At 59.7% G+C, this 13,003-nt stretch carries 10 protein-coding genes; all 10 read right to left on the minus strand.

Going from position 1 to position 13,003, the window contains the following annotated elements; genetic code table 11:
• Window positions 1-2: 2 nt before the first annotated feature.
• On the minus strand, window positions 3-992 hold the full coding sequence (locus L6R21_11625; protein ID MCK6559835.1) for an AAA family ATPase: 990 nt from the start codon (window positions 990-992) through the stop codon (window positions 3-5).
• Between the two features lie 115 nt (window positions 993-1,107).
• Entirely contained in the window at window positions 1,108-2,043 is a 936-nt protein-coding gene (locus tag L6R21_11630) for a hypothetical protein (GenBank protein MCK6559836.1), read from the minus strand.
• 101 nt (window positions 2,044-2,144) lie between these two features.
• Window positions 2,145-2,870: a tetratricopeptide repeat protein gene (locus L6R21_11635; GenBank protein ID MCK6559837.1), complete on the minus strand. Its 726-nt coding sequence runs from the start codon at window positions 2,868-2,870 to the stop codon at window positions 2,145-2,147.
• Window positions 2,871-3,013: 143 nt separating this feature from the next.
• Window positions 3,014-4,912: a molecular chaperone DnaK gene (gene dnaK / locus L6R21_11640; GenBank protein MCK6559838.1), complete on the minus strand. Its 1,899-nt coding sequence runs from the start codon at window positions 4,910-4,912 to the stop codon at window positions 3,014-3,016.
• 270 nt (window positions 4,913-5,182) lie between these two features.
• Entirely contained in the window at window positions 5,183-5,569 is a 387-nt protein-coding gene (locus tag L6R21_11645; GenBank protein ID MCK6559839.1) for a TraR/DksA family transcriptional regulator, read from the minus strand.
• 82 nt (window positions 5,570-5,651) lie between these two features.
• Window positions 5,652-7,157, minus strand: a complete 1,506-nt coding sequence (locus L6R21_11650; GenBank protein ID MCK6559840.1) for a Do family serine endopeptidase — start codon at window positions 7,155-7,157, stop codon at window positions 5,652-5,654.
• A 138-nt stretch (window positions 7,158-7,295) separates the two neighbouring features.
• Window positions 7,296-7,634 (minus strand): DUF190 domain-containing protein, encoded by a 339-nt coding sequence (locus tag L6R21_11655; protein ID MCK6559841.1) that lies wholly within the window; start codon window positions 7,632-7,634, stop codon window positions 7,296-7,298.
• 4 nt (window positions 7,635-7,638) lie between these two features.
• Window positions 7,639-8,022 carry a fluoride efflux transporter CrcB gene (gene crcB, locus L6R21_11660; protein MCK6559842.1) on the minus strand — a complete coding sequence of 128 codons (384 nt, stop codon included), beginning with the start codon at window positions 8,020-8,022 and terminating at the stop codon, window positions 7,639-7,641.
• Window positions 8,023-8,131: 109 nt separating this feature from the next.
• Window positions 8,132-9,082: a J domain-containing protein gene (locus tag L6R21_11665; GenBank protein ID MCK6559843.1), complete on the minus strand. Its 951-nt coding sequence runs from the start codon at window positions 9,080-9,082 to the stop codon at window positions 8,132-8,134.
• Between the two features lie 355 nt (window positions 9,083-9,437).
• Window positions 9,438-12,764, minus strand: a complete 3,327-nt coding sequence (locus L6R21_11670) for a hypothetical protein (protein ID MCK6559844.1) — start codon at window positions 12,762-12,764, stop codon at window positions 9,438-9,440.
• Window positions 12,765-13,003 lie beyond the last annotated feature (239 nt).

Here is a 13,003-nt window from a genome sequence, read left to right on the forward strand (position 1 = left end):
CCTTACGGGACTTCGATGCGGCTCAACACTTGCGCGATGACGTATTCCGTGGTTTTTTCCTCAGCTTCGGCTTCGTAGGTCAAAATGATGCGGTGGCGCATCACATCCAGGCCGATGGAACGCACGTCTTCGGGCGTGACATAACCGCGGCCGCGTAGAAACGCATGCGCTTTCGACGCTTGCGCCAGAAAGATGCTGGCGCGCGGGCTGGCGCCGAATTGAATCAAATCCTCGAGTTCCTGCAGGCCGTATTTCGCCGGCTCGCGCGTCGCAAATACGAGATCGATGATGTAGCGCTCGATCTTTTCATCAATATAGACTTCCGTAACCACCTGGCGCGCGCGCCGGATGTCCTCCGGCTGCACCACCGGCACCACCTGGGCGAAATGGCCGCGCGTCATCCGCCGCATGATCTCCAGCTCTTCCTCTTTGTTGGGGTAACCGATGGCGAGCTTCAACATGAAGCGATCCACTTGCGCTTCGGGCAGCGGATAGGTGCCCTCTTGCTCGATAGGATTCTGGGTCGCCAGCACCAAGAACGGATCATCGAGCTTAAAGGTGTTCTCCCCGATCGTCACCTGGCGTTCCATCATGGCTTCCAGCAAGGCGGATTGCACTTTGGCCGGCGAGCGGTTGATCTCATCGGCGAGAATCAGGTTGGCGAAAATGGGGCCTTTCTTGGTGGTGAACTGGCCGTTGCGCTGGTCGTAGATCAACGTGCCGATCAAGTCGGCAGGCAGGAGGTCGGGCGTGAATTGAATGCGCTGAAATTTCGTCTGAATCGCGGCTGACAGCGTCTTGACGGCCAGCGTCTTGGCCAGACCAGGCACGCCCTCCAGTAAAATGTGGCCGTTGCTCAACAAGCCCACCAGCAGCCGCTCGACCATATATTTCTGGCCGACGATCACTTTGCTGATTTCCTTGGTCAGCATTTCAACAAATGCACTCTCGCGTCGAATCTTCTCGTTGATCGCTTGAATGTCAACGTTCATTGCACCTCCAGTTGGATCCGAATGGAATGATGGTCTGCGGCCCGGCTGGCAGCAGCGCGGCCGCGGCGGCGGCTCTGCTCCGGTCACCCTCCGCGGCGCGGCAAACGCACGCGCTTCACTTCAATGACAGCGCGGAACTCTCGGGCCGGTGGGCACGCAGGAAGCTCTCGGTCATGGCATATGCGCGTGCCAAGCGGCTGGGGTCACCGCTGGCGCCGGAAAACTTGACGACATCGCTGGTCTGTAACACTTCCTCCAGTTGCGTCGCCTGGCTGGTGGCGTCCGGATGCAACCGGCGATAGGCCGCCACCACTTCCGCAGTAGTGATGCCTTGCGCCGGAATCTCGAAGCGCCGGTGCAAATAGGCGCGCAGAATTCTGGATAATTGGGTGAATGCTTCCTTGGTATCGACGGAATGCAAGTCCACCGTGGCCTGCAGCTCCTCGTAGAATTCGTCTTCCAGTGGCTTGGGAGCCGCGGCCGCAAGTTGCGCGCGGGCAGCCCGGCGGCGCTGCGCCCGCCACAGGACGAATCCCACACCAGCCGCCAGCGCGACTCCCAGAGCCGCCAATGCAATTACGGCGACCGGCGTCTCTCCCGGCTCCGGCACCGCCTCGACAACTTTGGTGCTCAAGCGGCCGGCATACAACTCATGCTTTTCATTGGTGGCTTTATCGAGATAGCTGACTCGCATGGTTTCGACGTAACCCATGCCCAGACCCTGCGGCCGCAAGGTGTATTCGAAGAAGTGAGTCGCGACCATTGTTCCGTTTTCGGCGCCGACGCGATTCGCAGAGGCCGTGCCCACGAGTTTGAGGTTGGCAAGGCGCGGCGGCTCCGGCGGGTCCACTACCACGCGCGCCAAATCGCCGCGCCAGGTAAGCTCCACCCGATAGACGGCGGTGCGATTGAGCGGAACTTCTTCAGGTGTCAGCGTGGCGCTCAGCTTGACTTCGAGGGTTGGCTGCGCCTGGGCGGAAAAGAGCGAGAGCAGCAGCGCGCCCAGCGCCAGGATCAGAAATTTTCCTCTCATATCATCATAGACGGTCATCTGACGGCTCAAAAAAAAGCCGCGATGAAGCGGTGGCCGCTCCCGGGGCTGCCACCAGCAAGACATCGGGCCTATAAGACAGAAATTGAAGCAAAAAAGTTTTACGGCTTGGCATTCGGGCCGGTCGGAGTTTTTTTCGAGGTCGCGCCTTCCGTGGCGGCGGGCGCGGCAGGGTTGTCCTTGGAATCGGTGAAAAGATTGAGGTCGCTGACATCCTGACCGAGATGCTCCAATTCCCAATCCACCGAGGGGACCAGCTCGTGATCGGGATACTTCTGTTTGAACGTTGTGTAGGCGGTGCGTGCCCGCTCCAGATCCTTGATATGGTTGGCGTAGATGTAGCCGATCATGAATTGGGCCTGGGGCACGTGCCGGCTCTGGGGAAAATCAGCAACCAGTTGTTGAAACGCGTCGACTGCACGCTGGTATTGCTGCTGGTGATTGAGGCAGATCATGCCGATGCGCTGCAATACTTCGTCGCTGCCCTCGGCCTTGGGAAAGCGTTGCAGCAGCGCCTGCGAAAGCAGCAGCACGCTGTCGAATTCCTGCCGGGATTCGTGATTCTTGATCTGGTCGCGCAGTTCCGCTTCGCTCAAAGTGTTCGCGCTTTTCAGCAGCGCCAGCCGCGTTTGCGCCTCGTCGAATTTGGCATTCTGGGGAAACTGCTGGTTGAGCTTCTTATAGTAATTTTCGGCTTGGGTGAATTCACCGCGCAACTCCAGCTCACGCGCCTTGCTGTAGAGCTGTTCTTCATTGAGTTTTTCACCGCAGCCGGTAATGAGCAGGGATATCGCAAACAATCCGCTCAGCAGCCTGGTCGTGAACATCACATCCTCCGCTGGTAGGGTCGAATATTTTCTTGGAGCGCGGAAATCTAACGAGGGAGCGTCATAAAATCAAGGGAATTCTCCCCCTGAAAACAAAAAGGCGAGATCACTCTCGCCTTTTGCTGCATCACAGGATCATTGCTTCAATTCTTGGTAGAACCTTCATCGACGACTTCGAAATCCGCGTCCTCGACTTTGCCCTTGCCGGCGCCGCCATTGGTGCTGGTTTGCTTGCCGGCGGCGTTGGCGGCTTCATACATGCGGGTGGAGACTTGGTTCCAGATCGTGTTGAGCTCCTCGGAGGCCATCTTGATGTCGTCGACGCGCTCGGATTTCATCACCTCACGAATCTTCTTCACCGCGGCTTCCAGCCGTTCCTTGGAGGCGGCATCGAGCTTGTCGCCCATGTCGCGGATGTTTTTCTCGGTCTGGTAAACGAGTTGATCGGCGCGGTTGCGCGTTTCCACCAGCTCGCGCCGCTTCTTGTCTTCCGCCGCGTGCTCACGGGCGTCGCGTTCCATCTTGGCGATCTCTTCCTTGCTCAGGCCGGTCGAGGCTTCGATGCGAATCGACTGTTCCTTGCCGGTGGCTTTGTCGCGCGCGGATACGTGCAGAATGCCGTTGGCATCGATGTCGAAGGTGACTTCGATCTGCGGCACGCCGCGCGGTGCGGGCGGAATGCCGTCGAGAATGAAGCGACCGAGCGTGCGGTTGTCGATCGCCATCTCGCGCTCGCCCTGCAGCACGTGAATCTCCACCTGGGTTTGGCTATCCGCCGCCGTCGAGAAGATTTCCGACTTCTTGCACGGAATCGTAGTGTTGCGCTCGATCAACTTGGTGGTCACACCGCCCAGGGTTTCGATGCCCAGGGACAGGGGGGTGACATCGAGCAGCAGCACGTCTTTCACGTCGCCGGACAGCACGCCGCCTTGAATCGCAGCGCCCACCGCCACGACTTCATCGGGGTTGACGCCCTTGTGCGGCTCTCTGCCGAACAACCGGCGCACGATCTCCTGCACTTTCGGCATCCGCGTCGAGCCGCCCACCAGCACGACTTCGTCGATGTCGCTGGTGCGCAGATCCGCATCGCGCAACGCCGCTTCGCACGGGCCGATGGTGCGCTCGAACAAGTCATCGCAGAGCTGCTCGAACTTCGAGCGCGTCAGCGTGATTTGCATGTGCTTCGGGCCGGCGTTGGTGGCGGTGATGAACGGCAGGTTGATGTCCGTCTGCATGACGGTGGACAACTCGCATTTCGCCTTTTCCGCGGCTTCCTTCAAGCGTTGCAGTGCCATCGGGTCCTTGGAGAGATCGACACCTTCCTGCTTGCGAAATTCCGCCACCAGCCAGTCGATGATACGCTGATCGAAATCATCGCCGCCGAGATGGGTGTCGCCGTTGGTCGCCTTCACTTCGAACACGCCGTCGCCGATTTCCAGAATGCTGATGTCGAAGGTGCCACCGCCCAGGTCGAACACCGCGATTTTTTCATCTTTCTTCTTGTCCAGGCCGTAGGCCAGCGAAGCGGCCGTGGGCTCGTTGATGATGCGCTTCACCGTCAGGCCGGAAATTTCGCCCGCTTCTTTGGTGGCTTGGCGCTGGCTGTCGTTGAAGTAGGCCGGTACGGTGATGACCGCCTCGGTGATTTTTTCGCCGAGATAGTCTTCCGCGGTTTGTTTCATCTTTTGCAGAATCATCGCCGAGATTTCCTGGGGCGAGTACTCCTTGTCACCAATACGAACCACGGCGACATCATTCTTGCCCGAGACCACAGTGTAAGGAACCGACTCGCGCTCACGTTTGACTTCACTATGCCGGCGTCCCATGAAGCGCTTGATCGAATAAATCGTGTTGGTCGGATTGGTAATGGCCTGGCGCTTCGCCACCTGTCCCACCAGGCGCTCGCCGTTTTTGGAAAAGGCCACCACCGAAGGCGTGGTGCGCGAGCCTTCCGAATTCGGAATCACCACCGGCTCGCCGCCTTCCATGACCGCCACGCACGAATTGGTTGTGCCCAAGTCAATTCCAATGATTTTGCCCATCGCAAAAATCCTCCAGATCTAAGATCAAAAGTTCTGATTGGTTTCTGACGCAAGACCAAGATTTTCTAATAACTTCATTTGTCATCAACAAACGCCATGCCATTGCTCACAAACACAAGACGCGATTCGCGTCCACTGTTTTTAAATGGCTTAGAATAATGAGAGTGAAGGCGGGTGAGGTGAGCAGCAGGTCTTTTTTTCAGGGAGATGACAGCCTGGCAGGAAAAAACATGACGGCTCCAGAGAATGGAGCCGTCATGGTCGTTGATGCTAACGTTTTTCGCTGAAGAAATCGTCGTCACCGGCCCCACGGCGGCGCTCATAGGCTTCTTGCGCTTCGCGGCAGCGCGGCGTCCAGGGCATGGCTTCCAGGCGGGATTCCGGTATTTCCTTGCCGGTGTCGATGCAGTAGCCGTAGGTGCCTTCCTTGACACGCTTCAAGGCGTCTTCGATCTCGGAGAGAACATCCGTGTCCTTGGTCAGCAGGCCGGAAATGTACTCGCGGTCACGATCGAGCTTGGCCGATTCCTCGAATTCCGCGCTGCGCGTCGTGGTCGAGCCTTCGAAGTCGTCCTCATTCTGATTGAGCGCGCGCAGGATGCGCTCACGTTCCTGCAGCAGTCGTGACTTGTAATATTCGAGCTTCTTTTTATCCATGAATCTGACCTTTCCTCGAACAAGGTTTCTGCTCAAAGCCCCGGTGTCTGTCAAACCATCCCGTTCAAAAATGGGCTGGAATCTAATCATTCCCCCTCTTCAATGCAACAAAGAAATTGGCGTCGCGCCGTGAAATGCGAAGCAGAACCACCTGGCGATCCTTGCTCGCGGCGAGCACTCGGCGGTATTCCGCCACCGTGCGCACCGGCTTGCGGTCAACTTCCTTGATCACGTCGCCCGGGCGAAGGCCCTCCTGATCGGCCGAGCTGCCGGCTTCCACCTCGATGACAACGACACCGGTTGACTCCAAAATGTCGAATTCGCCGGCAAGTTCTTCGGTCAAATCAGCCACTGCCAGGCCCAGGGCTTCGGTGCGCGGTTCATCTGCCGTCACGGGCCGGTTGGGATCCTCCGGCCGTTCGCCCAACTTCACCGTGAGGGTACGCTCGCGGCCGTCGCGGATCAGCTTCACCTGCACCGCCGTGCCGGGGCGGAAGCCGGCGACAATATTCATGAGATGGTTTTGGTCGCGAATCGGCGTGCCGTTCAGCGCCACCACAAAGTCTTCATCCTGCATGCCGGCTTTCTCGGCAGGGCTGCCGGGCATGACCCGCGTGATCAACGCGCCGTCCGTGGAGGGCAGGTTCATTTCGCGCGCAACGTCTTCATCCACGCTCTGAATATTGACGCCCAGCCAGCCGCGCACGACTTTTCCCGTCTCAATAAGCTGGGTCATGATCTGGCGGGCCAGGTTGATCGGAATTGCAAAACCGATGCCGACATTGCCGCCGCCCCAGCCGCCCGAGACAATGGCGGTGTTGATGCCCACCAACTCGCCGCGCAGATTGACCAGCGCGCCGCCGCTGTTGCCGGGGTTGATCGCGGCGTCGGTTTGAATGAAGTCTTCATAATCGATATCGCCCACACCCACTTGCGTGCGGCCCTTGCCGCTGACGATGCCGGCAGTGACGGAATGGGCGAGCTGCAGCGAGAAGGGGCTGCCCACCGCCAGCACCAGCTCTCCCACCTCGAGTGCATCGGAATCACCCAGGCGCGCGACCGGCAAATTGGTCGCGTCGATCTTGATCACCGCAAGATCGGTTTTGGGGTCGCTGCCCACGATCTTGGCCTTATAGCTCTTCTTCTCGATCAACACCGCGATCTCGTCCGATTCGCGAATCACGTGATTGTTGGTGAGCACGTAGCCGTCGGGACTGATGATCACGCCTGAGCCCAAGCCCTCCTGGCGGAACTCGCGCTCGCCCCGGCCGCGGCGCCGGCCCCACCATTCCTCGTGAAAAAACTCCGTGAAGGGATTGCGCACGCGCACGACTTTCTCGCTGGTGATGCTGACCACCGTCGGCATCACGCGCTTGGCCACGGCCACATAAGCTTTGCCGGTGGCGGCGAGGTCGGCCTCGCCGGACAGTTCCGTCTCCGTGGCAGCCGGAGCGCCGAGCGCCGCTTTCGGCTTGTTCTCCGCCAAGCCGGGCTTGGTCCAGTCGAAATTGGAAGCGATAATCAAGCCCGCCAGCGCACCGAGAAACAGCATGAGCGACATGACGCCGAGGGTTTTGTATTTAGCCATCACACCTTCTCCTGAAAAAGGGATTGGTCATCTGCGCGTGCCGGCGGGCAGAACCGCAAGACTCCCGACGGCGCAGAGGCCGAATGCCGGAATACTTGCCGGCGCGAAATAGTCCCACGCAAAGCCGTGCGCTGCGGCTCAGGCGGCGCCGCTGCGATAGAACCGGATTTGCACTTTCTCCAGCGTCGCCAGGCCTCCGCTCAGGGCGCCGTCCACCACCGTCATGAAGCGTTCCAGCTTCTCCCGGGTATCCACAATCTCGACGATGATGGGAAGATCTTCGGACAGCCGCTCGATCTTGAACGTATGAATCCGGCTGTGAGCGCCGAAGCCCATCATGCCGCGCAGCACGGTTGCGCCCGCCAAGCCGTGCGCGCGCGCCTGCAGCACGATCCATTCATACAATGGCTTGCCCTCGTGTTTGTCGCTCTCACCGAGGAACAGGCGCAACAAGTAACCTTCTTCGGGCAGAACCACGAGCTCACCTCCACAGTAGGTAGGCCAGTGAGCGTCCCAGCCACACGGCCGCAAGACCCACAACGACCTGGACGTTCAAATTCACCAGTGCCGCCAGGATTTCACCACTGCGCAGCAGATTCATCGTCTCATTGGCAAACGTCGAAAAAGTGGTGAACCCGCCCAGGAATCCGATGAAGAGCAACAGCCGGGCTGCGGGTGTAAGGTAGCCGTGCCGCTCGGCCAATTGCGCGAGAAACCCGATCGCCAGGCATCCGGCCAGGTTGACGACGATCGTGCCGAAAGGAAACTCGGAGTCTTTGGTCAGTTGCTGAACGTAGCCGCTGACGAGATAGCGCAGAATGGATCCGGCAAAACCGCCGATGCCCACCAGGATCACTTTGAGCATGACGCTGATTTCAGAATTGAGGATGCGCAGGAGTCATCAGCGTTGGCGCGGTTAAGGGCGGACTCCATCGCCGCAAAAATATGGCAACCCGGCTTCCCGCCGGCAGAATTCAAACGACCTTGATGAATTGATCCCCCACGCGATTGAGCGTCTTCACGCCGAAATTGCGCAGCCGGAACACTGTGCCGCGCTTGGTGCCGGCCGGCACGTTCAGCTCGACCAGCTTGCCTGCAATGGTCGGAATGCGCAGGCGCGTCCCGGCTTTCAACGCAGGTTCATCCACGTGAGTTTCAAAGTAAATGTCCGCACCGGCGCGGGTAAAATGCGGGTGCGGCTCCACTTCCACGTTGATGATGATATCACCGGAGGGTCCATGGCTGGGTTCTGCCGCCAGTCCCCGCAGGCGCAATTGATGCCCGCTTTCGACGCCGGCCGGCAGCCGGATGCGAATCTTCTTTTTCGATGAAATCTGGCCGCTGCCGTTGCACCGGCTGCACGGCGCATACCCTTCCTGGCCCTTGCCATGGCAAACCGGACAGGTTTTCTTCTGGCGAATCGAAATTGTGCGCTCCGTGCCGCGCACAGCTTCCAAAAAGGAGATGCGAATCTTGCCCGTAATGTTGCGCGCCGCGGTGTGCGTGGGCGTGGGGTCGGAGTAAATGCCATTGAATCCGAAGAGGTCGCGCAACAGATCCGAAAACGCGAAACCCTGCCCGAAAAAGGAGCCAAACGGACTGTGGCCGCTCATGCCCGGCATGCCGAAGCCGTGGCTGCGCAGAAACTCCGGATCAAAAGAGAACCATTCACCGTTGGTGGTGGCATCCGGCCGGCCGTAGAAGCGCAACTGATCGTACTTGTGGCGCTTTTCTGCGTCGCCGATGATGTCATACGCTTCGTTGATCTCCTTGAAGCGCTCCTCGGCGGCCTTGTCGCCGGGATTGGCATCAGGATGATATTGCTTGGCCAACCGGCGGTAGGATTTCTTGATCTCCTCCGGCGGGGCTTTCTCGCTCACGCCAAGAATCTTGTAGTAGTCTTTGAATCGCATCTTCGGAGCCATGATGCTCTCGCCGCACTGCTTGCCGCGAGATGGAAGTCACTGACAGATTCTCTCAAAGCACAGCGGCTGCCTCACCTTGCACGGTGGACATTCTACTGGGCGCTGTGACAAGTTGACAAATTCAATTGATTTAACCGGGGATGAAAAGCAATTGATATGCCAGAATTGTTGCGAAATCGTCTCGCTGTTTTTGAGAAACTTGAAAGCAGTATAACCATGGAGATTGAAACCCGCCTGCCAGGATGGCTTACCAGCAGATGATTTGGCAGATAAGGAGGGAAATTGGTAAAGTAGGGCAAGGAGACCCTCGCACGCGCGGACGCTGGTCGGCCGGGGCTGCGCGCGGTTTCGCTGGCTAGCGCAGCAACAACAACTTGGTCAATTGCCGATGACCGCCAGCCTGTAATTCACAAAAATAGAGGCCACCGCTCACGAGATTCCCCACGCGATCACGGCCATCCCAACGAGAAAGAAAGTGGCCGGGCTGGTAAGCTTGATCGACCAGCGTGCAGACTTCGCGGCCCAGCACGTCGAAGATGCGAAGGACGGTGCGGCCCGCTGTCACCGGCGAAACAGGAAGCTCATACCGAATCTCGACAGCAGCGACGCTCGACCCACGGCGCCAAGGATTCGGATAACTCTGCTGCAGTTGAAACGCCATCGGCAGGCTCACTGGCGCCGGCGCCTCGATTACTGCCGTCGTGCCTGCGAGCCAGTCCAGCACTCGTTGCATTACTTCTGCACGGCCGGCATAGCCGGGTCGCGCACCGGGTCCGGGATTGACGGCTTCAAATCCAAAACCAAAGAAGACCAGCCGGGAATGATTGGCAGGATCCTCCACCCGCAGGCCGGCCGCGCTGCCTGCCGTCGTATCATAGACCACGCAGACTTGCGCCCGCCCGCGCGGAAGAAGCGCATCGCGCGAGCTTTGATTGTTGGCGCCCAGCGCGCCGGCGGTGATGAGATTGATCAGTCCCCGGCCCACCGGATCACTTTGCACGCCATGCAAGAGGGGATCATCGAGATTGCGATCAAAAGCAGCGTGCAAGCGGTCGGAGAGAAAGCGCGTACCGTTCAAGCTTTCTGCGATGTTCTGGCCGGTCAAGAACAGCCGGCCGCCGCGATCCAAATGCGCGGCCAGCGAATCCGCCTCAGCGGCCGAAATCACCTCCGCGCCGGCAGCATTGCCGGTGAACCAGATGACGGTTTGGCGTTTGAATTTGGGCGCGAAACTCAGCGGCGCCGGACCGCTTTGGGCCTGGCGCCAAACAGAGCAAGTCAACTGCAGTTGCTCCAGCACCGGCACATAGAATTCCTCGAATGCGCCGGCGGGATCATCATTTACCAACAACACCTCGGCGGCCGCGACGGCAATATCAAGATGATTGCGCGCCGCCAGGCCGATTGCCACAGGCGAAACCACTGCGCGCGCATAAGGAATTTCCGGCTCAATCTCCAGGCGATCATAGCGGAGTGCCGGCGGCTGGGAGGCATAAAGGCCGCTGAAGGCAAAACGGCCCTGCGCATCGCTGTCCGCCGTGCGGGTGAAATCCGCGCCCACGTCACTACTGGCATGCAGTCGCAAGCGGGCCCGCACCGGCTTGCCGGAAACGTCACGCACCGTGCCGGTGAGTTCCGTTTGTGGCTGCGGAAGCAGGACACGGTCATGCTGCACGGTTTCGCCGTAAACCAGCGTCACGGTGCTGGTGTCTGCCACAAACGGGAAGGCCTGCAAAACGATGGTCACCGTCTGCGGCGGGGCTGCCGGTGCGGGCGCCAGCAAGCGAAATTCATAACGGCCGCCGCGATAAACCGGCTGCTCGAAATTGCGCTCCACCAGCGTGGCGCGCAGATTTGCCACCGGGCTGCCATCAACCGCGCTGGCCGCGCCGCCTGCCACCACCGCCACCGGCAGCGCAGGACCGAGCTGCGTTTGAAAAACGCCGCGTCCGTCCGTGCGTCGTGCAAAATAGTCGGGCCAGGAGGCGCGAAATAACTCGGCCTTGGCGAGATCCGCAGCCGCAGGCTGGGCGCCTTGCTGCAGCAAGTAAATGTAGGCTTGGCGAAAAATCTTGGGCGCCGCGGCGTAATCGGGACGGCGCTCGCCTTCCACCGCGATGATGTCCGCGATCGTGACCGAAATCTTGCTGCCGGATACGGTCACGCCGGCCGCCGGAAATCTCGCCCGCTGCTCCAGCGTCACGCCGGGAAAGTTGATCACGAAAGAGGGCGGAATCTCGTGCGCCGGCCGCAAGCCCATCAGATAGTGATCGAGCAGACTGAAGTTGTCGAACGCGCGCACGCTGGTGAAGGTGCCCTCGCCGTTGTCGTGCCAGCCATTGCCCTCCATCACCGAGCCGTCGGTTTCGAAAAAGAAACTCCAATGCGCCAACCCGCGGCCGAGCAGCAGATCAGATTCTGTGCCGTTGAGGCGGGCGCGTACATAAGCGCCCCACTCGTGCTCCGCTTCCTGGCCCAGCACATTCAGAAAGCTGAATCCGTTGGGATCGACCGGCCAGTGGTTGATGTAGTTCATGTGCAGAAAGCCCTGCAGCCGGCCGGTGCTGCCGTAGGCGGAAGAGAAGTCGAATGGCCCCAGGCCAATGCCGGCCACCGCATTGCGCACGCCCTGATAGAAGGCGCCGAACGGCGCACCCAGCAAATCGAAATCCGTAATCAAAACCAGTTGCTCGAAGCTGTCGGGCTGCACTGCAAAAAAGCGGCGCGCAATGCCGGCGGTGTTGACGATGCGGTAGGGAATTTCGGCAAAGGACTCAAAGAGAGCGGCGGCTTCTGACCCGAGGAAAGGAAGATCGTCATAATCCACGGCTTGATATTCGGCGTCGGGGTCGCCGCGGGTGAAGCCGGTGATGATTGCGCTGCCGTTGCGCGCGAGCTGAATTTCCACCCCGTGGTAGACGAAATCAAATGACCCGTCCGCAAACAAGGTCACCTGAAAAGTGTTGGAATTCTGCGTGTCGAATTCCGGCAACTTGTCCCAGGTCATGGTGAAGCGATCAGCGGCCTGGCGATAGTGAAGCGTGCCCGCTGCCAGCGGATTGAGATCCGCAAACAGCGGCGCGATCAGGGGCAGCGCCAGGAAGAAATCACTCGGGTCATAGAAGGTGGGATTGCCGATGCCGCCGAAGGTCAGATTGCCGTTGGAACGGATCCACACGTGATCCCACACTTGACCGGCGAAAGGGAAGGAGAATCCGGCGGCGAAGGGGACACGATGGTTGGTGTCATCACCGGGATGCAGCAACGTGCCGGTTGCCGAGTCAAAGGCAAAAGGCAACGCGCTGATCTCGAAGCCGCCGCGGGCATTGGGCGCGAAATGCAGCCGCCGGCCATCGAGATCAAAGGCGTTTCTGCCGGGTTCGGTGATGAGCGTGCCGTCGTCTTCGATAATCACCAAATCACCGGCCATGTGAACGCGGGCGGGGGCGCTCGCGGCCTTCTGCTGCCGGCGTTCGGCAGAGCGCAGGCGGTCGAACACGATCGCATCAATGGCGCTGCCGGCATAGGTGCCGCACGGGGAAAACTCCCCCGGCCCGACAGCGTGGCCGCGCGGCCGCAGCGGCCGGGCGCTTCCAGCCTGCGCGGCGCTGACGGCAGCCGCCAACAGGCCGGTCAGAACGATTGCATGAAAAAGGCGGTCGCGGTCGCGCTCAAATGCCATGAACTTTTACCCGCGCAGAGAGAGAACTGAGTCGGTGGGTTCTTTTTGCTGGATTGATCCAAGCCTTCACGCAAGCGTGCGAATCCACTCTGCCGGCGGATTCATTGCGCGCAGGCGTTGACGCATGCACCTTCTTCTTCTTGAGATCAACAAATCTGTCAAAGCAGTGCTCGATCAACACCGGCCGGGCTTGGCCGCGCGCGCCTGCTTTCCGAAAAGCGGAAGATCGGCACACTTGT

Source organism: bacterium (assembly GCA_023150945.1).
Classification (GTDB): domain Bacteria; phylum Zhuqueibacterota; class Zhuqueibacteria; order Zhuqueibacterales; family Zhuqueibacteraceae; genus Coneutiohabitans.

Bases quoted from the DNA above. Each gene is read 5' to 3' on its own strand.
- L6R21_11625 (MCK6559835.1), bottom strand. From the start codon at position 992: ATGAACGTTGACATTCAAGCGATCAACGAGAAGATTCGACGCGAGAGT.
- L6R21_11630 (MCK6559836.1), bottom strand. From the start codon at position 2,043: ATGACCGTCTATGATGATATGAGAGGAAAATTTCTGATCCTGGCGCTG.
- L6R21_11635 (MCK6559837.1), bottom strand. From the start codon at position 2,870: ATGTTCACGACCAGGCTGCTGAGCGGATTGTTTGCGATATCCCTGCTC.
- dnaK (MCK6559838.1), bottom strand. From the start codon at position 4,912: ATGGGCAAAATCATTGGAATTGACTTGGGCACAACCAATTCGTGCGTG.
- L6R21_11645 (MCK6559839.1), bottom strand. From the start codon at position 5,569: ATGGATAAAAAGAAGCTCGAATATTACAAGTCACGACTGCTGCAGGAA.
- L6R21_11650 (MCK6559840.1), bottom strand. From the start codon at position 7,157: ATGGCTAAATACAAAACCCTCGGCGTCATGTCGCTCATGCTGTTTCTC.
- crcB (MCK6559842.1), bottom strand. From the start codon at position 8,022: ATGCTCAAAGTGATCCTGGTGGGCATCGGCGGTTTTGCCGGATCCATT.
- L6R21_11665 (MCK6559843.1), bottom strand. From the start codon at position 9,082: ATGGCTCCGAAGATGCGATTCAAAGACTACTACAAGATTCTTGGCGTG.
- L6R21_11670 (MCK6559844.1), bottom strand. From the start codon at position 12,764: ATGGCATTTGAGCGCGACCGCGACCGCCTTTTTCATGCAATCGTTCTG.